We start from the raw sequence: 17,163 nt of genomic DNA, 5'->3' as shown, positions 1-17,163 counted from the left end.
TCCAACCCATTGTGTGTTCCTCCCTTTGCTGGTAGCGGAATTACGGTGCCACCCAACGCTGCCGGGTGCCTGTCCATAGTGTAGAGAAAACTGCGCAACCGCACAAGCGTGGTATTACGGTCGTGGCGTCGTCCCCTTCGCTTTACAACTAAGGTGGTCGAACTGGACCTCCAGCACGACAACACGGGACAGGGCTTCGTCGGGGAAGACCTCTTTGGGGACACCCGGATGGCACTGACCGATGATGACATTCAGGTCCCGGTTCTTGGCCGAGGAGTCGAGGACGAATGACACGGTGCCGGTTCCGATGACAGTGACGTAGTTCGCCGTGCACTCTTCGCCCGTCGCTCCGAACACGAGCTGGACGTCCTCGTCGACCTCGACGCAGACGCGGGGGTTGGCGTGCAGGATGTCCAGCTTCCTGCCCTGGATTGCACCATGGAGAAGCAGGTGTTCGCCGTCCCAGCCGCAGTTCATGGTGACCAGGTACGGCTCGCTGCCATCCACCATCGCGACACGGCACAGCGTGGCACGTCCTAGAATGTGCCGTATGACGGCGGTATCCGTCACCTCGTACTCTTTCCTTCGCATTGGTCTCTCGGTCGCTCCCATGGTTCCTCCCCTGCCCCTTCAGGGGGCACGCGCACAGTATATGAGAAACTCCGCGGTCGTCACGGGCTGCGGAGCGGGGCACTGCATCTCCCAACGTGTCCAGAGCGCTTTGTAGCCACCCTCTTGACATTACCGTGATGTGTATTAGATTAGTAGTGCACCAAGACGCTAGGTAATACAATGACCGTCCAAGGGACGGAGGAGGCGTGACATGGAGTTTGATGACAGGGCTCCCATCTACACACAGATCATGGACCTGATCAAGAGGCGGATCGCCGTCGGGGAGCTGAAGGTCGGGCAACAACTACCGTCGGTTCGTGACCTCGCCCAGCAGGTCGTCGTGAACCCGAACACGGTACAGAAGGCCTACCTTGAGCTGGAGCGTGAAGGGTATGTCGCGACACAGCGCGGCATGGGGACCTTCGTGTCCGGCGACCGCGGTACCGTCGACCTGTTGCGCCAGGGACTTGCGCGCGACATCGTCGAGACATATGTTGCTGGAATGCGCTCGCTGGGGTATGGCCCCGAGGAGATGACGGCGATGGCAGCAGAAACAGCCAGAAAGGAGACGAAATGAGTATGCTCGTGCAGATCAGCAGCCTTACGAAGCGGTACATCACGACGACGGCGCTGTCCGACGTCACGCTGGAGGTGCCCGAAGGGCACATCATGGGACTGCTCGGTCCCAACGGCAGTGGGAAGACGACGCTCATGAAGATCCTCGCAGGTCTGGTGTCGCCAACATCGGGGAGTGTCCTTGTGGACGGTATGGCGCCGGGCGTCGGGACCAAGGCGGTGGTTTCGTTTCTGCCGGACGTCAACCATCTCGACCGGTGGATGTCGGTCGGCGAGGCAGGTGACTTCTATGCGGACTTCTACCTCGACTTCGAACGGAAGCGGTTCGAGGAGCTGCTTGCCATCATGCGCCTCACCCCCGGCCAGAAGATCGGCTCGCTGTCCAAGGGGATGGTCGAGAAGGCGAGGGTGTCGCTGGTCTTCTCACGCAGGGCACGACTCTACGTCCTGGACGAGCCCTTCGGAGGGCTGGACCCCGTTGCGCGCAGTCAGGTTCTGGATGCCCTGGTAGCCAACTTTCGCACTGACAGCTCGATGATCCTGTCGACGCAGATGGTCGCCGATGTCGAGCGCTTTTTCGATGACGTCGTGTTTCTCGACGGTGGCCGCGTGGTCCTTGCGGGCGATGCCGAGGACCTGCGTACTCGGCGAGGCGCATCGATTGAGGATATCTACAGGGAGGTGTACGGACATGTGGAAGCTTGTTAGGTATCAGCTCAGGGGCCGCAGACTCCTCTACACGATCGGACTCATCATCATGGGTGCGCTGACGCTGTATCAGGCGACCCGCTTTATCTGGAAGCAGGACCCAACGCAGTCGGCGCATGTTTCGATGAGCTTTCTGTGGATGATAGCCTACTTCTGGGTATTGTTCTACGCGGTCATGACGGTTATCAACATCGTCACATATACCCAGGACCTCTATGGCGACACCGGGTACCTCGTCTTCGGCCTGCCACTCCGCGGAGCAGAGGTCCTGGGTTCGCGTATCGTGCTGCTTGTGGTCGACACGGTCATGACCCTCCTGGGTGGCATGACGAGTGTCATCGTGCTCGCGTACCTTGCCCCGGGACTCGCTCAGGAGATACGGCCCTACGTCGGCAGGTTCCTGCTGACTGGCGACTACTGGGTGATGTGCCTCGGCGTCCTAGCGGTGATTGTCAGCTTCATGACGATCATGTTCTTCGGCGTGACGTTCGGCAAGAGCCTCACGAACTCAAAGAAGCATCTTGGCAGCGTCTTTTCTGCGCTGGTCGTCATCGCGGTGCTCTGGGTGAGCGTCGAAGCTGGTACATGGCTGGAGACGACATTCAGCGGCTGGCGTCTCTATCTCAGCCCCTGGCGAAACCTCCCCATCGTAGGATCAGGGCCACAGCCGGTTCAGTTTCCGCTGGTATCTCCATTGATGTTCGTCGCGCTTGGTGTTCTTGCCTTTGTGATGACTTCCTGGCTCATGGACCGCAAGCTCAACCTGTAGAGGGCAATACCACATCGACAGGTCCCCGCTGAGCCAAGGGGCCTGTCGGTATCAATGTGGTGTCAGAGTGGTTTGTTCAATACACCAATGATGGTATGATATACATATGAAACACGCTGTCGATTCAGGTACGACCGAGTCCATACAACCACGCATCAGGGCCATTACATGCGATCTTACACCTGCCGAACGGCTGCCGCCGATGAGCCTGGATCCGATGACACTGCGACTACCTGCTCAGGTCCTCGCAATCACGGGACCGGTGGTGCACAGGTCGTCGCCGCACCATGGCAGATGTGGGCTGGTGTTGTTGCTGCAGAACGCGTCGGAACAGCGCTTCGTGCTCAAGGTCGCCCGCGGAGCCTATCGCATGCAGGAGATCGCCCTCGAATATGAAGTGCTGAAGCTGCTGCATGGAACAGAGATCCCCGTTCCGAAGCCCCTTGTCCATGTCCAGAACCGACCTCTCGGGTTCCTGCTGATGGAGCACGCAGCTGGTCGCTCTGCAACCGACGTTCTGCGTGAGGCTGGTTCCAGGGACGACCGCAACCGCATCGCCGTGGCCGTGGGCTCCATGTTGTCGACGTTGCACCATCTGCCGGTCGGAACGGTGAGCTGGCAGGAGTGCGTCGATGGACAGCTGCTCTGGGCCGAGCGTCATCTGCAGGAAAAGGTAATGAGCAGAGCCGAATTCCGCGCCAAGGGCATCACGGGCGACCCCGTCAAGGAGCTTGAGCGCCTGAGGGCGACCTGTCCCGAGCCTGGTGTTGTCGCGGTCCTCCACGGCGACTTCCGACCGAAGAATGTTCTGCTCGATGGAGAGCGGATCACGTCTGTGCTGGACTGGTCCTTTACGGACCTCGGTGACCCATGGTATGACCTTGCAACGATGTTCGGGTATCTGGATCCCGCTGGCCAACAAGTGTTCTTGAATGCGTACGGACTTGAGGCCGTCGACCACGAACGCCTCGCCTGGTTCCGCTCCCTCTCCGTCTACTTGGCCGTCTGAAGCTCGGCTACAGATTCGGCGACCCCTCGCGTCCGCACTTGATGCGCGAAGGATGGGACTGATATGATGCCTCGTGCGCGGTGGACAGTTATGACCTGGTTGTGGCTGGTTGACTGGCTGTTCTCTCTGAATCGTAGAACAGCGCCATAGCAACCAGATCCCATCGATGTTCTCCTGGATTGTACTTTTTCGACAAGTAGGTAATACTTGCGAAGAAGAGAAGATCAATTGCGGGGGAGATGCTATGGACAGGCCAACGTTTCGCGTATATGGCTACCGCTGGGTTGTGCTGGCGGTGTTTATGTTCATCAACATTACCATTCAGATGTTGTGGATCAGCTATTCTCCGATTACGGGGCCAGCGGCAACATTCTACGGCGTAACCGATCTCAACATCGGACTTTTGTCAATGATGTTTATGATCGCCTTCATTCCACTGTCCATCCCGGTTTCATGGGTGATCGACACGTGGGGTTTTCACAAGGCTGTTAGTATCGGTGCCGTTTTGATGGGCGTTTTTGGTATTCTGCGAGGACTGGCGGGAGCCCGGTACGGCCTCGTCCTGGCCTCGACCATCGGCATCGCTGTCGCGCAGCCCTTTCTCCTCAACGCTTGGACAACCGTTCCGGCTAAATGGTTCGATCTCGAATTTCGTGCCACAGCAGTCGGACTGGTGACACTGGCATCACTTGTCGGAACAGCAATCGGCATGGTCCTGACGCCAATTCTGACCCAGAGCATGTCCATCGCGCGCGTTCAGTTGCTGTACGGTATTCTGGCCGCTTTCTCGTCGGTGCTTTTCATCCTGCTGGCGCGTGAGAAACCACCGACACCGCCATGCCCTGTAGGACAGGAGACGCGTGCGCTGATGCTGGACGGCCTCAAGAATGCTCTCAAAAACAGAATGTTCTGGATGTTTCTGGCTATCTGCTTCATTGCGCTGGGCCTCTTCAATGGCCTGTCAACCTGGATAGAACCCATCGTCCGGCCGCGTGGCTTCAGCCCGGAGCAGGCGGGGACACTCGGCGCGCTCATGCTTGTCGGAGGAGTCATCGGTGCCGTCGTAATCCCTGCATTTTCAGACAAGCAGCACAAACGTTGCAAATATCTCATGATCGGCGTGCTGGGTGCGATTCCTGGTCTCATCGGCGTTACGTTTGCGCGGCCTGTCTGGCTGCTCATGGCATCGGCCTTTGAACTGGGGTTCTTCCTCGTCAGTCTGAGCCCGGTGGGCATGGAGTATGCCGCCGAGATTACCTACCCAACACCGGAGGGAACGTCGAATGGGTTGATTCAACTCTTCGGCCAGGCTGCCGTTGTCTACGTGTATGTCATGGAGGCCATGCGCACAAAAGATGGCTCCTTTACGCTTTCGCTGCTCTTCGCGGTATTCCTGCTCATCATCTGCGCGTTTATTGTCACTCGCCTGAAGGATCCCAATGTCGTACACGCTGGCGCGGAGACGATAACATGAAAAGAAACGCCGAACCATATATCCTCGCCGTTGATTTGGGGACGTCGGGATGCAAGACAGCGCTGGTTTCCGTGACCGGTGTTTTTGCGGGATGGGAATTTCAGGAAGTGCCTCTGCATGTGTTGCCAGGTGGCGGGGCGGAACAGGATCCGGAGGATTGGTGGAATGCATTCCTGACAACTGCCGGCAAGCTGGTTCACAAGAAACTTGTTCCTGTGGAGGACATCGTTGGTGTTTGTTGCTCAACCCAGGGAGAGGGCACCGTTCCGGTGGACAGGGACGGCAAGGAATTGATGAACTGTGTGCTATGGATGGACATGCGTGGGGCCAAGTATCTCGAGCAGATCACACGCGGGCCAGTCAATGTTGCTGGATACGACCCTATCCGCTTGCTGCGCTGGGTCAAACTGACCGGCGGCGCGCCGTCCTTGTCTGGCAAAGATCCATCGGCGCATATGCTCTTCATTCGGGACGTGTTTCCGGACGTTTATGCGAGAACGTTCAAATTCCTGAATGTTCCGGATTACATGAACATGCGCCTTTGCGGACGGTTTGCCGCCACGCCCGATTCTATTCTGACTTCCTGGGTCACGGATAATCGCAATTCGGCGCATGTTGTCTATTCACCGGCACTGATAAGAAACTCCGGTATCGATGCTGACAAATTCCCTGAGATTGTTCCCTGTGACTCTGTGTTGGGTGAGCTGAAACCGGACGTTGCACGTGAGTTGGGACTCAAGCCCGGCGTTCGGGTGGTAGCAGGATCCATCGACACAACATCAGCGGCCATTGGTTCGGGAGCTGTACGCGACTACGAGGGGCATCTGTACATTGGCACGTCGTCCTGGATCGCTGCACACGTGCCGTTCATGAAAACAGATGTCGTGAACTCGCTCGCCTCGGTGCCCTGTGCCATTCCAGGAAAGTACCTGATGACGATTCTGCAGACGACAGCAGGTGGCAACCTGACTTTCCTGCGCGACAAGATTCTCTATCACAAGGACAAGTTGCTGCGTGAGGAGCAGGCGCCCGACGTGTATGAGATTATGGACCACATTGCAGAGCAGGTCCCGGCTGGGAGCAATGGTGTTATCTACACACCGTGGATCTATGGCGAACGATGCCCTGTTGAAGACCGTCATGTGCGTGCGTCCATCTTCAATCTTTCCCTGGAAAACAGCCGGGAGGACATTATTCGCGCATTCCTGGAGGGCGTTGCCCTGAATACGCGGTGGATGCTTGGACCGGGCGAGAAGTTCCTGGGACGCAAGCTGACATCCCTCAACATTGTTGGTGGGGGCGCCAAGTCCAACATCTGGTGCCAGATCTTTGCGGATGTGCTTGATGTCACCATCCGTCAGGTGGCGAACCCTATCGAGGTGAACGCGCGCGGAGCAGCATTTATCGCTGCCGAAGCACTAGGATATATGAAATTTGAAGACGCTGCGCGGTATACGGCGATTTCCAGGGAATACACATCTCTGGCGGAACACCGTGCTCTCTACGATAAGGCTTTCAAGGAATTCGTTCAGTATTATCACCAGACCAAAGACCTCTACCGCGAGATGAATCCGTAAGGCGGGCAGTAGAAACGAAGAAAGGGGTGGGCCTGTGCAGGCCCACCCCTTTGTCATATTCTTATGCGTCAGGTAGCTTCGACACTTCCCAGAATAGTATCAAAGCGCCGGAGCGCATCATCAATGATTTCATCGGTATCAGCCATACTCATGTACATGCGGCTGCCAGCCAGGGTGATGATGCCTTGGCTCATGTAGGCGGCACCCATCTCCTGCATCATGTGGTTTCGGGGCTTAAGCTCCTTGGCCAGCTGGAGTGGGTGACGGAAATCGAGCAGCATGACACCTGCTGTTTCAAGATGCACGATGGAACCTTGATTGTACGCGACAAACGGCAGTTTGCGCCGGTCGATGATCTCCTGTAACCCTTTGGTCAAACGATCACCGGCACGCCCAGCGATGACCGGTGCGTTGGTGCGTTCCATTTCTGTCAGAGCAAAGTATCCCGCAGCGCATGACAATGGATTGGCCGTCAGTGTGCCACCGACGTAAGCGTGTTCTCCTGTGCCGCCGATCCCGGCTGAAAGATGCATCATGACGTCACGTCGGCCGCCAAGTCCGCCAGCCATCGGGTAACCACCGGTGATGCATTTACCAAAGACTGTCAGGTCTGGCTTGATGCCGAAGTAACCCTGAGCGCAACCCATTCCTAGCCGGAACCCAGTCACAACTTCGTCAAAGATGAGGAGTGTGCCGAACTCATCGCAAAGTTCGCGTACCTTCTGGTTGTAGTCCTTGTACACGGGACGCGTTCCACTTTCCGGCCCGACAGGTTCCACGATGACGGCTGCCGTACCGCCACGCAGACGGTTACGGATCAGCAAACGCCGCAGACCAGCGAGATCGTTGGGAAAAACTTCTTCTGTGTTGCCGGTCGCGCCCATCGGTATTCCTTTGGATTCGAAGCGCCCCGTGCCTGGTACATGCAGGCCGTAGACCATCGAGTCGCTCCAGCCATGGTATGCTCCGCCAACCTTGATGATCTTGCGCTTGCCGGTATGTGTCCGTGCTGCACGAATAGCTGCCATGACAGCCTCTGTCCCGGATCCAAACATGCGCAGCATCTCAACACTGGGGACAAGGCGGTTGACGAGTTTTGCGAGCTTCAGCTCGTATTCGCTGAACAGGCCAGTGACCGGGCCTGATTCGTTGATGACCTCAGCCACCTTTTCGCGCACTGGTGCATAGTTGCTGCCCAGAACAGTTGGGCCGCCGGCCTGCAGGAAGTCGATGTATTGGTTGCCGTCGGCATCCCCCATGAAAGCGCCGCTTGCTTTCTCGATAGCAATGGGGAAAGGATAGTTGAACGCCAGATTGTGCTGAACACCACCAGGAATATAGTTCTTCGCCTCGTCAGTCAAGGCTCTAGATTTGGTGCATTTTGTATCATAGTAGTCTAAGTATTCTTTCATTTTATCGCGCCGGATCGTCATTGGCGGTACCTGGACTAATGCATGCAAACGATCGTAGATTTTTGCTGTGTCAGGCCATTTGGAAATAGCGTACTTCTGTTCTTCGGCCATAGCCGCCCCCTGTTTGACTAATGCTCGTTGGCATTCTCGAATTTTTTCTGATCCTTGCGCAACATAGCAAACGCTACCTCGCGAAACGGCAGCGGGATACGCGAAATCTTCTTCTCGGTACAGATCGCAAGGAGGTACGTCACAGCGCATTTTTCGAGCAGTTGCACATTGAACATTGTGCGATCCGGATCAGGGCCAAGGCACAAAGCACCATGATTTTGCAGGATGTATGCATTGCAGTGGTTCTTTAGTCGTATGACGACATTGTGCTTAAGGAATCCTGTTCCCGACGGCGCGTAATTAATGATCTCAACCGACTTGCCGAGAAAACGAGCTTGTTCGTCGTAGAGTGCTGGAATCGGCGTCTTCGTGAGCCCAAAAGCACTGGCATACAGCTGATGTGTATGAATGACGCAGTTGGTATCCAGTCGGTTCTCGTAGATAGCGGCGTGCAAAGCGCTTTCAATCGAAGGTTTGCGTTCTCCCTCGAGGACTGTGAGATTATACCGAAGTATGCAGACATCTGCTGGTGTCATGATCGTGTAATCGTAATTGGAAGGAGTAATAGCGAACGCGTGCTCGCCCCGGATACGCACCGAAACATTGCCGCCGGTTCCCATCAGATATCCCTTTTCAACAAGGTTGTGACAGAGTGTAGTGACTTGTTGCTTTGCTTCCTCATAATTCCCCATGTCCACCTCGTTCTGAAATCAAATACTTTCAGAAATGTATTTAACTATAATTCTGTTGACAGATTTCTCAAGCATGTTCATAGTTCCAGAAATTGTCCAATATGAACAGACGTCATGGCAGTGAAGAATATAACCTCACGCCCGCGCTTGATGCGCGAAGGATGGGACCGATATGATGCCTTATGCTCCTTCGTCGTCGTGCCGGCATTCCCGCTTAACTACTAAGGCTATTCGACCGGGCGCTCGTAGACGAACACGTCAGGCTCGCCATGACGCCAGACGTCGAATTCGAGCGCGGTCACCGTCTCAAGCAGGCCCGTGTGGGCGGCTTGACCGGCTGGGATCATCGTCTGGATGCCCTTTGCTCCCGGATAGAGGGCGAGGGCATGGCGGACGAGGACGTCCAGGTGTTTGGGGCTTCCGTCTGCGAAATCGATGGAGACCTCGCCTGCGCCGTGATCGGGGTGGCAGATGACCAGCAGGCTGCGCAAGGACCCCTTGGGACCACGAAGGCCAATGGCCTTGTCGAAGATAGGCCAGGCGACGACTTCGGGGCGTGATGCGGGCCAGAACTTCCAGCCCTGACTGATGAATCCACAGCTCATTGCAATGGAAGCCGATCCCACTATCCACGCACGTGCTTCATCGAAGGGTACGTCCGAAACCAGTGGCGACAGCTCTGCTGCGGACCGTGCCGGACCGTCCAGCTTCGCCTCGGCAAGGATGAACGATGCCTGGCGCACAAAACGGTGCTGCTCGACGACGTGGATGCTTGCCAGGTTGTCGATGTACGTCGAGAGTCCGATGCGCTGTGCGCCTTCGCGGGTTGCCTTCTCGATAAAGTACTCAGTCAGCGCCTTGCCGGCACCGTGTCCTTGCGAGGTGATGTCAGTGCGGATCCCCTCAAGCCACACGTAACCGGGGGTCAGATTGACCGTACGCGCGAAGGCGATGACGGATCCGTTCAGGTCGGCGACTGCCACCTCGGAACCCCGCATGCGGAGCCATTCATCGATGATCTGTGGCACGTAGTCGTCCCCTCCCCATATCTGCGAACTGATAGCCAGGATGCGAGATCGGTCGGCGAGCCGTGCTGTACGAATGGTGACTCCCATGTGTTCCTCCTGTCAATATGGAGTGACGGCAGACTACGCTGTCCTGTACGAAGTATACACGTGTGCGCAAAAGGCTTCAACATGCGCGGCAGGAACGACACATAATACATAGATTCCCGCCTGCGCGCGAGACCAGGTCGCTCTCCGGTCTGAGAGTCCCTTCTCTATAGGAAACGCCCCCAGAAGAGGATGGTCAGCGGGAACAGGAGCGTCGAGACGACAATATTCTGGGACAGTTTCTTCACATCCAGGCCGATCTCGGCACCGTACACGACGCCGACAACGAGGGAGGGCATGGCACTCTGGAGGATGAAGGCGCTGCGGATGTCGCCGGCGACGGGCAGAACGAGTGTCAGGGCTAGTGCCATCGCCGGTACAAGCGCGAGTTTGATTGCCGCTGGTATGAGCGAACTCCAGTGGAAGTCCAGGTCCACGTTCAGCCCCACAAACAGCATGGCAAGGGGCGACGTCGTGTTGCCGACGAGCTGGCATGCATCGGTGAAGAACTGTGGAAGGGCAACACGCTTGAGGATGAGCGCGAGGATCATGGCGACCAGCGGCGGGTTGATGAAGCTGTGGAGATTCTTATGAATCCAGGTGCTGAAGATCATGAACGAATGTGTCTGGTCATAGATGACCGCAAGCGGCAGTGCCCCCTGGCCGAGGACCGCCTGCACCACTGGGTATCCCATGAACCCGGTGTTCCCAAGGAATCCCGAGAAGATCGTCTCGCGATAGCGTATGGGGACAAGCCGGAAGGTCAGGTACCCGATTGCCTGGATGATGATGACACCTGGAACGATCCACAGCGCTTTCAGCGGGATGGGGTTGCTGTACAGGCTGATGAAGATGAGAGCGGGCAGAGTGATATTGAATACCAGTTTGCGGATACTGGTAGTATCCTGCTCCGAGAGTGCATGGATCCGGCGAAGCAGGATACCGACGACGACGATGAGGACGAGCGTAAATACAGAACTCATTTCTGCAAGACTGACAGGCTGTTTCATATCCTGGCCATGATAGTGGAAAAAAGGCATTGTGTCTAGCCTTGGACGCCGTGAATCCAACTACCATGCGGACAAGGTTCAACGGTTGTGCCTCCGTACCCTCTCGTTGAATCCCTGCGCTATGCGGTGGGCGATCACCAGGTAGTGGTCCAGGAGCAGGGTACGCTCCTCAGCAGATGTATCACCTGATGCGGCAAGCATTGCCTCGCAACCTCCCGGTCGTTCCAGCTGTTCGACAAAGACTGCGTAGGCTCGTTCAGCAGCAGCGTTGCCACAGATGAAGCGACCGATGAAGTCGAGCTCGCTCTGGATGTCGTGTTCGCTGGCGGTGAGGACGGCTCGCACTGTTTCGGGACGCTCCGCGGTCTCGGCTGCCTGCAACACAGCCTGCTCAGTATCACTGCTGATTGGCTGGTCGAACGTGAACAGGACGGTCTTGTACATAGGTTTTGTCACGCGGCCTGGCGTTCGCCGCCTGGTTTGAGGTGATACAGATAGTTGAGGTAGTCTCCTCCCTGTTGCCACCATGGGTTCTCGCAGAAGCACGTGGATCCAATGCATGGGAGTACATCTCCTCCTGTGCCAAGGTATCGCATGACGCCCAGGAGGACACGCCTGGGGCCGGCCGGGAAACAGTACATGGCGAACCAGCCGGCCGGCAGCTGGTTGTCGCCGGGCCACCACATGACCTGATGGACATAACTGTCGCGTATCCACGGTTCCGCCAGGCGCAGTGCTTGTATCACGAACCCTTTCCAGACCGTGGGGTCGAAGGTGCGGGGCGGGGTGCCAATAGTACGCAGGGCGAGGCTTTCGCGGACGTTGTCCCAATGAATCTGGACGAGGACCCGGACGTCATGTCGACCGCCAAGTTCACATGGTTCAAGCAGCAAGCTGGTTTCGCAGACGAGGATCGGGGTCTTCATGAGTGAGCCTCCTCAGAAGGAGCGTTCATGAGATCAGTGCTGTCAGGACACAGGACGTCCTGGAGAAGGACATAGAGGTCGAAGACGTTGTGATGATACACCAGACGAAGGTGTTCACGTTCGTCCGGCTCGAGTGTGGGGTGGAGCAGAGCCCACGCGTCGAACGAATGGTCGTCGGTCAGGATCATGAGAAGTGACTCGTAGCGGACAGCGAAGGCCGCATCAGTCAGGATGCGTTGAGCGACAAAACCAAGTTCCCTGCTCAGGTCGTCCGGGGTAGCCTCGAGAAGTCGCTGGATGTTGGCAAGGTCAGAGGCAGCAGTCCGAACGTCACCAGCAGTGGTGAGACGTCCAAAGTCGCTATGCCGAGGAAAGACGAACAGGATCGTCTGGTCCATGCTGCCTCCAATCGNNACCTGGACAATGGTGCATTCTGTCTCCACCGTACTTGCCACAGGAACACGATACCTATCTATCGTCAGGATAGGTCGATGAATGTTCTTGTCAAGACCAGTCCGTGAGAGTCGCTGGAGCGGCATGAACACTAACGTAAACGGGTTTCTGGTCTCCGTCTGGAACATATAATACAGGCCCTCATTGCAACGAGGGCCTGTCATGATCCAATGCCGTTTCCAGTGAGACCGTGATGTCGCTCTGTTAGATGGCTGCGACGATCATTCCAGGCATTCCCAGTTGGAGTGAATGGGTAATGCGGCCGTTGGCGTGGACAACCATGGCTCCTCCGAACGAACCTCCATCGAATTCCTTCTCTCCCTTCGAGTTCACCATGAGTGTCGTGACAGCCATCTTCTGGGCGCGCTCGACGTAAAACTGTCGCTCCTCGGTCTCCCATCGTTTCTGGTCACACAGGCCGCTGTCGAAGTGGCGTGCGAAGGGCATGAGAAGATAAGTTGGATGCTGTTCCTGCACCTGTTCTGCGACTGTGGCGTTGAACAGGTCGCCGCCGATGACAAAGGAAAAGCGACCGATCGGCGTATCGACTGCAGGGCATTCTGTTCCCTCACGATAGAGCTTCGAGTCATCGATCTGGTCGTGCCATTGTGGATCGATGCGACGGTATTTGAGGAGCATGTCGCCACTCGGGCCCACCAGGACGGCCGTGTCATACAATGCCGCTCCGTCCCGCTCAAGGATGCCGAACGCGATGTGGATGCGGCTGGACTTGGCGAGGTCGGCGAAATGAGTCACCGCCGGCCCGGGTACCGGTTCTCCCAGCATCAGGTCATGTCTGGGATCATTGTTGAGGATCAGCCCTGTCGTCGCAGCTTCCGAGAACAGGACCAGGTGTGCCCCCGACTTTGCCGATTGCGTCACTGCAAGGTCCATTCGCTCGATATTCTTTGCCGTGTCTGCCCCGACACGATATACCACCAGCGATACATTCATCCTTGCTCCTCCTTTTCAAGTCTGCCTCCCACCAGTCCCTGCGCAATCTTAGAGCCCTCCAAGTACGCAGGACTGTCAAGTGCTCTTACGCTATGATAATTAAACGTGCTTTTTTTGCAACATCATGCACCAGATGGCGGAACACCTGATCTCCTATGGATCCTCGGGAGAAGTCGGGAACTCAGGGACTCGGATTGACCTCCGCGTCATTGCCAAATCCCTGGCGTTCCCAGAATCCCTGGTAGTTGGGATCAGTCGACAGCTCAATGCGGACGACCCACTTGCACCACTTGTATCCGAGCTTGTCTTCGGCTGCCAGCTGGAACGGATAACCGTTGCGGGCGATCAGGTCTGCATTGTTGACGCGGTACGCCAGCAACATGTTGCGCTTGAGTACCGTGGCGAGAGGCAGGGACGTCGTATAGTCGTCCTGGCCGTGGAAGATGACGGTGACCGCTGACGGGAGTGGCCCGGCCTGTGCCAGCAGGTCCTTCATGAGGACGCCCTCAAAGAGGCCCGTCGCACTCCACCCTTCCACGCAGTGTAGCGTGATGAGCTTCTGGTAGTGCGTGTGTGAGAGGACCTCGGCATAGGTGAGACGCTGGGGGCTCTGTACAGCTCCGTCGATGACGAGCCGGTACGATGCGATGTCTACCGTCTGTGGACCCTTGACTGAGTTGTCCTCCAGGGTCTTGAAATCCGTCAGGTCCTTGCCTTGGTACTTGTTGATCTCGACCATTCCCAGATCCTGTGCCGGCACGAGTGGACCCTTGATGTCTCCCCCCTGTGGGGCAGGGGCCTGGACCGTGCAGCCGCAGGTCATACCGATGAGAAGTGCCAGCAGGACAATACAGGTGGTGCGTAACACTCTATGCATGGTGGCTCCTTTCTGCGTCAGGTACGCAGTAATCCAGCCATGACGTTATTCTGCCTGCATTGTAGCGCTGCCCGCCACAATCACAACGCCGCGTCATACGGGGTCCGTGATCGTGTTCCATCACAGTTACGGGGCTTGGCGCCGGCGGACAGATGGGTATACTCATCTGCGACGCGGTCAGTTAACGGCCACTTGCTCCGCGATAAAAATGTGCTAAAGCGCCGAGGAACGACGGAAGTCGGTCGCCTCACGCTGTGACGTGGGGCGGTTTTCATTTCAGCCACCTCCCTTCGCAGCACGGGCAGCGACGCTCCGTGGGTGCAACAATGGACACATCAACGGCCGTGGACCCCATGTGGGTCCTTCATCATGAGGTGGGAGGAACAAGCATGGAACGAAAGCATCTCTTTACATCTGAAGCAGTTACCGAGGGGCATCCGGACAAGGTCGCGGACGCCATCTCGGATGCTATCGTCGACGCCTATCTGGAACAGGACCCGTACGCTCACGTGGCCGTCGAGACCATGATGCAGGGGACGCTGGCGATCGTGTCGGGCGAAGTGGCTGCCCAGCCGGGTGTCAGCGTTCCTGTCGACCAGATCGTGCGCGATACGGCGAGGCGCATTGGCTACAACCGTGACGAATATGGATTCAACGCGGACACGTGCCACGTCATGGTGGCTATCGACCGACAGTCCAGCGACATCAAGCAGGGCGTCGACACTGCACTGGAGTGCCGTGAGCCAGGTGGCGACGAGATCACCGACGTACTCGAGCAGACCGGCGCCGGCGACCAGGGGTTCATGTTCGGCTTCGCGTGCGACGAGACCCCTGTTCTTATGCCGTTCCCTGCCTACATGGCCAACAAGCTGGCCCGTCGCCTCGCGCAGGTTCGCAAGGACGGAACGCTCACCTACCTTCGGCCCGACGGCAAGACACAGGTGACCGTCGAATACGAGGGAGGCACCCCATTGCGCGTCACCGCGGTCGTGGTTTCCGCGCAGCATGACCCCGACGTGACTCACGAACAGATCGTCCGTGACATGATCGAGCACGTCATCCGGCCCGTTATCCCTGCCGCCATGCTGGACGCAGAGACGAAATACTATATCAACCCGACCGGCCGATTCGTCATCGGGGGACCCGCCGCGGACACGGGCCTCACTGGGCGCAAGATCATCGTCGACACGTATGGTGGCATGGGTCGTCATGGCGGAGGCGCCTTCTCGGGCAAAGACCCGACCAAGGTCGACCGCTCGGCCGCCATGGCCGCGAGGTATTGTGCCAAGAACGTCGTCGCTTCAGGACTTGCCACACGATGCGAGGTTCAGGTCGCCTATGCCATCGGTGTCGCCTGCCCACTGTCCGTCTATGTCGATACCTTCGGGACGTCTACAGTCGATGAAGAGATGATCGAAAAGGCACTGGCGCAGCTCGTCGACCTCAGGCCTGAGGCTATCATCCGGCACTTCAACCTGCGGCGGCCCATCTACAGTGACATCGCATGCTATGGTGCGTTTGGCCGGGACGACCTCGACCTGTCCTGGGAACAGACCGACATTGCAGACAAGCTCCGCTCTCTGGTAGGACAGTGTCAGGCGGTTGTCTAGTTCGATTTCCTCGAGGAATGTCAATTGTGAATCCCATTGTACCTGGTACAATGGGATTCACAATTCATGGAGAGGGGATCAGGGAGCGAAGGACAGCGAGGTTGCGGGCGTAGGCGCCATCGCCTCCAGGTGTCTCCAGAATGCCGGGTGTCTTGCCGAATCGCATGTCGGCAAGCAGAAGACGAAACGGCTCCAGTCCGATCTCGCCCTGTCCGATTTCGGCGTGCCGGTCGATCTTCGAACCCAGTGTTCCCTTTGAATCGTTGAGATGAAAAGCCCGGACATTGGCCAGGCCGAGGACGCGGTCCAGTTCGTGGATGGTCGCGGTGTATCCTGCCGGGGTGCGGATGTCATAGCCTGCGCCGTAGATGTGGCACGTGTCGATGCAGAAGCCCACGCGCGCGGGGAAGCGGCACAGACTGCGTATGGCGGCGAGTTCCTCGAAGGTGCCGCCCAGGACGGAACCGGCGCCCGTGGTTGCCTCGAGAAGCACCATGGTGCGGTGTGCATGGGTATGCTGGAAGATATAGTTCAGGCTCCTGGCCGCCACCTCGATTCCCTTCTCGATCCCCTGTCCACGGTGAGCCCCGGGATGGACGACGAGGCAGGGAATGCCCAGGCGCTCTGTCCTGCCGATGTCGCTGACCATGCAGTCCCTGGACTTGGCCAGAAGGGCGGGGTCGCGGGCGGCAAGGTTGACGAGATAGGCGGCGTGGACCGTTCCGGGGACCAGGTGATTCAACTTCATACCGCGCTTGAACCCGGCGATTTCGTCCCGCGACAGGGGTGGCGCCTGCCACTGGAGCTGACTCTTCGTGAAGATCTGAAGCGTCTCGCATGTGCAGTCAACAGCGTTCTGAGGGGCGTTTGCCACTCCCCCCGCTATGGACACGTGTGCCCCGAGGATCATCAGCCTGATTTTCCGTTCATCTCGTGAACGAGGAAGAACGTCTGACCGCCGTACTGCTCGACCCTGAAGCGCGGGTCGGCACGCAGTGCGTCGAGGACCGGCAGCGGGTCGATCCCGGAGTTGACCAGCAGGAGGGTTGCCTGGTCCTCACGCATGGGATGTCTCTTGCAGACGCCGGCGAGTGTCTCCAGCGGATCCGTACCGGCTGCAATGGTGAAGGCGCCAAAGTCGAAGCCCGAAGCCTGTGCGCCTCCCAGTGCCTTTTCGGCAAGCACCAGTGCTTCAGGCGTCACGGGATGGGCGAAGTCTTCGGCGGGAGGACGGATGGGCGTGTCGACGAAGACGCGATCCGGCTCGACGTCCTGCAGGAC

General features: G+C 57.6%; 18 protein-coding genes and 1 pseudogene. 7 read left to right on the top strand and 12 right to left on the bottom strand.

What is annotated here, in order from left to right; all coding sequences use genetic code 11:
- Positions 1-114: 114 nt before the first annotated feature.
- On the bottom strand, positions 115-591 hold the full coding sequence (locus SMC5_RS09445; RefSeq protein ID WP_165849062.1) for a pyridoxamine 5'-phosphate oxidase family protein: 477 nt from the start codon (positions 589-591) through the stop codon (positions 115-117).
- 232 nt (positions 592-823) lie between these two features.
- Here SMC5_RS09445 and SMC5_RS09440 point away from each other — a divergent pair, with 232 nt between their 5' ends.
- From SMC5_RS09440 to SMC5_RS09410, 6 genes are all read left to right on the top strand, one after another.
- On the top strand, positions 824-1,189 hold the full coding sequence (locus SMC5_RS09440; RefSeq protein WP_119120517.1) for a GntR family transcriptional regulator: 366 nt from the start codon (positions 824-826) through the stop codon (positions 1,187-1,189).
- Positions 1,186-1,896 carry an ABC transporter ATP-binding protein gene (locus tag SMC5_RS09435; RefSeq protein WP_119120516.1) on the top strand — a complete coding sequence of 237 codons (711 nt, stop codon included), beginning with the start codon at positions 1,186-1,188 and terminating at the stop codon, positions 1,894-1,896. Before SMC5_RS09440 ends, SMC5_RS09435 begins: the two co-directional genes overlap by 4 nt.
- Positions 1,880-2,665, top strand: a complete 786-nt coding sequence (locus SMC5_RS09430; RefSeq protein WP_119120515.1) for a hypothetical protein — start codon at positions 1,880-1,882, stop codon at positions 2,663-2,665. The genes SMC5_RS09435 and SMC5_RS09430 overlap by 17 nt, the downstream gene beginning before the upstream one ends.
- A 106-nt stretch (positions 2,666-2,771) precedes the next feature.
- Positions 2,772-3,674: a phosphotransferase family protein gene (locus SMC5_RS09425; RefSeq protein WP_119120514.1), complete on the top strand. Its 903-nt coding sequence runs from the start codon at positions 2,772-2,774 to the stop codon at positions 3,672-3,674.
- A 244-nt stretch (positions 3,675-3,918) separates the two neighbouring features.
- Positions 3,919-5,148, top strand: coding sequence for an MFS transporter (locus tag SMC5_RS09415; protein WP_165846377.1), 1,230 nt, complete (start codon positions 3,919-3,921; stop codon positions 5,146-5,148).
- On the top strand, positions 5,145-6,725 hold the full coding sequence (locus SMC5_RS09410) for a xylulokinase (RefSeq protein ID WP_119120511.1): 1,581 nt from the start codon (positions 5,145-5,147) through the stop codon (positions 6,723-6,725). The genes SMC5_RS09415 and SMC5_RS09410 overlap by 4 nt, the downstream gene beginning before the upstream one ends.
- Before the next feature lie 68 nt (positions 6,726-6,793).
- Here the strand turns inward: SMC5_RS09410 and SMC5_RS09405 are convergent, their stop codons facing one another.
- From SMC5_RS09405 to SMC5_RS09365, 9 genes are all read right to left on the bottom strand, one after another.
- Positions 6,794-8,137: an aspartate aminotransferase family protein gene (locus SMC5_RS09405; protein ID WP_207799195.1), complete on the bottom strand. Its 1,344-nt coding sequence runs from the start codon at positions 8,135-8,137 to the stop codon at positions 6,794-6,796.
- A 128-nt stretch (positions 8,138-8,265) separates the two neighbouring features.
- Positions 8,266-8,940 (bottom strand): class II aldolase/adducin family protein, encoded by a 675-nt coding sequence (locus SMC5_RS09400; protein WP_119120509.1) that lies wholly within the window; start codon positions 8,938-8,940, stop codon positions 8,266-8,268.
- A 227-nt stretch (positions 8,941-9,167) separates the two neighbouring features.
- Positions 9,168-10,055: a GNAT family N-acetyltransferase gene (locus tag SMC5_RS09395; protein WP_119120508.1), complete on the bottom strand. Its 888-nt coding sequence runs from the start codon at positions 10,053-10,055 to the stop codon at positions 9,168-9,170.
- A 164-nt stretch (positions 10,056-10,219) separates the two neighbouring features.
- Entirely contained in the window at positions 10,220-11,062 is an 843-nt protein-coding gene (locus SMC5_RS09390) for an AEC family transporter (protein WP_165846376.1), read from the bottom strand.
- A gap of 78 nt (positions 11,063-11,140) precedes the next feature.
- Positions 11,141-11,518 (bottom strand): hypothetical protein, encoded by a 378-nt coding sequence (locus SMC5_RS09385; RefSeq protein WP_126854984.1) that lies wholly within the window; start codon positions 11,516-11,518, stop codon positions 11,141-11,143.
- On the bottom strand, positions 11,515-11,988 hold the full coding sequence (locus SMC5_RS09380) for a hypothetical protein (protein WP_119120505.1): 474 nt from the start codon (positions 11,986-11,988) through the stop codon (positions 11,515-11,517). Before SMC5_RS09380 ends, SMC5_RS09385 begins: the two co-directional genes overlap by 4 nt.
- The gene (locus SMC5_RS09375) at positions 11,985-12,386 is read right to left on the bottom strand and encodes a hypothetical protein (protein WP_119175828.1); all 402 of its coding nucleotides are present in this window, start codon (positions 12,384-12,386) and stop codon (positions 11,985-11,987) included. Before SMC5_RS09375 ends, SMC5_RS09380 begins: the two co-directional genes overlap by 4 nt.
- Positions 12,387-12,645: 259 nt before the next feature.
- The gene (locus tag SMC5_RS09370; RefSeq protein ID WP_119120503.1) at positions 12,646-13,395 is read right to left on the bottom strand and encodes a carbon-nitrogen hydrolase family protein; all 750 of its coding nucleotides are present in this window, start codon (positions 13,393-13,395) and stop codon (positions 12,646-12,648) included.
- A 181-nt stretch (positions 13,396-13,576) separates the two neighbouring features.
- Entirely contained in the window at positions 13,577-14,272 is a 696-nt protein-coding gene (locus SMC5_RS09365) for a molybdopterin-dependent oxidoreductase (protein WP_119120502.1), read from the bottom strand.
- Positions 14,273-14,661: 389 nt separating this feature from the next.
- Here SMC5_RS09365 and metK point away from each other — a divergent pair, with 389 nt between their 5' ends.
- Complete coding sequence (metK, locus tag SMC5_RS09360; RefSeq protein WP_119120501.1) at positions 14,662-15,882, top strand: methionine adenosyltransferase; 1,221 nt, start codon at positions 14,662-14,664, stop codon at positions 15,880-15,882.
- 64 nt (positions 15,883-15,946) lie between these two features.
- On the opposite strand, the gene SMC5_RS09355 is transcribed toward metK, so the two are convergent.
- Together SMC5_RS09355 and SMC5_RS10840 are read right to left on the bottom strand one after the other, a co-directional pair.
- On the bottom strand, positions 15,947-16,792 hold the full coding sequence (locus SMC5_RS09355) for a deoxyribonuclease IV (RefSeq protein ID WP_119120500.1): 846 nt from the start codon (positions 16,790-16,792) through the stop codon (positions 15,947-15,949).
- Positions 16,792-17,163 (bottom strand): annotated as a pseudogene (locus SMC5_RS10840) (hypothetical protein); the annotation flags it as partial. The gene SMC5_RS09355 and the pseudogene SMC5_RS10840, both read right to left, overlap by 1 nt.

Source organism: Candidatus Cryosericum odellii (assembly GCF_003570935.1).
In the GTDB taxonomy this organism is placed as follows: domain Bacteria; phylum Caldisericota; class Caldisericia; order Cryosericales; family Cryosericaceae; genus Cryosericum; species Cryosericum odellii.
Note: the sequence above shows the minus strand (reverse complement) of the source record. Positions and strands in the feature narration are given on the sequence as shown.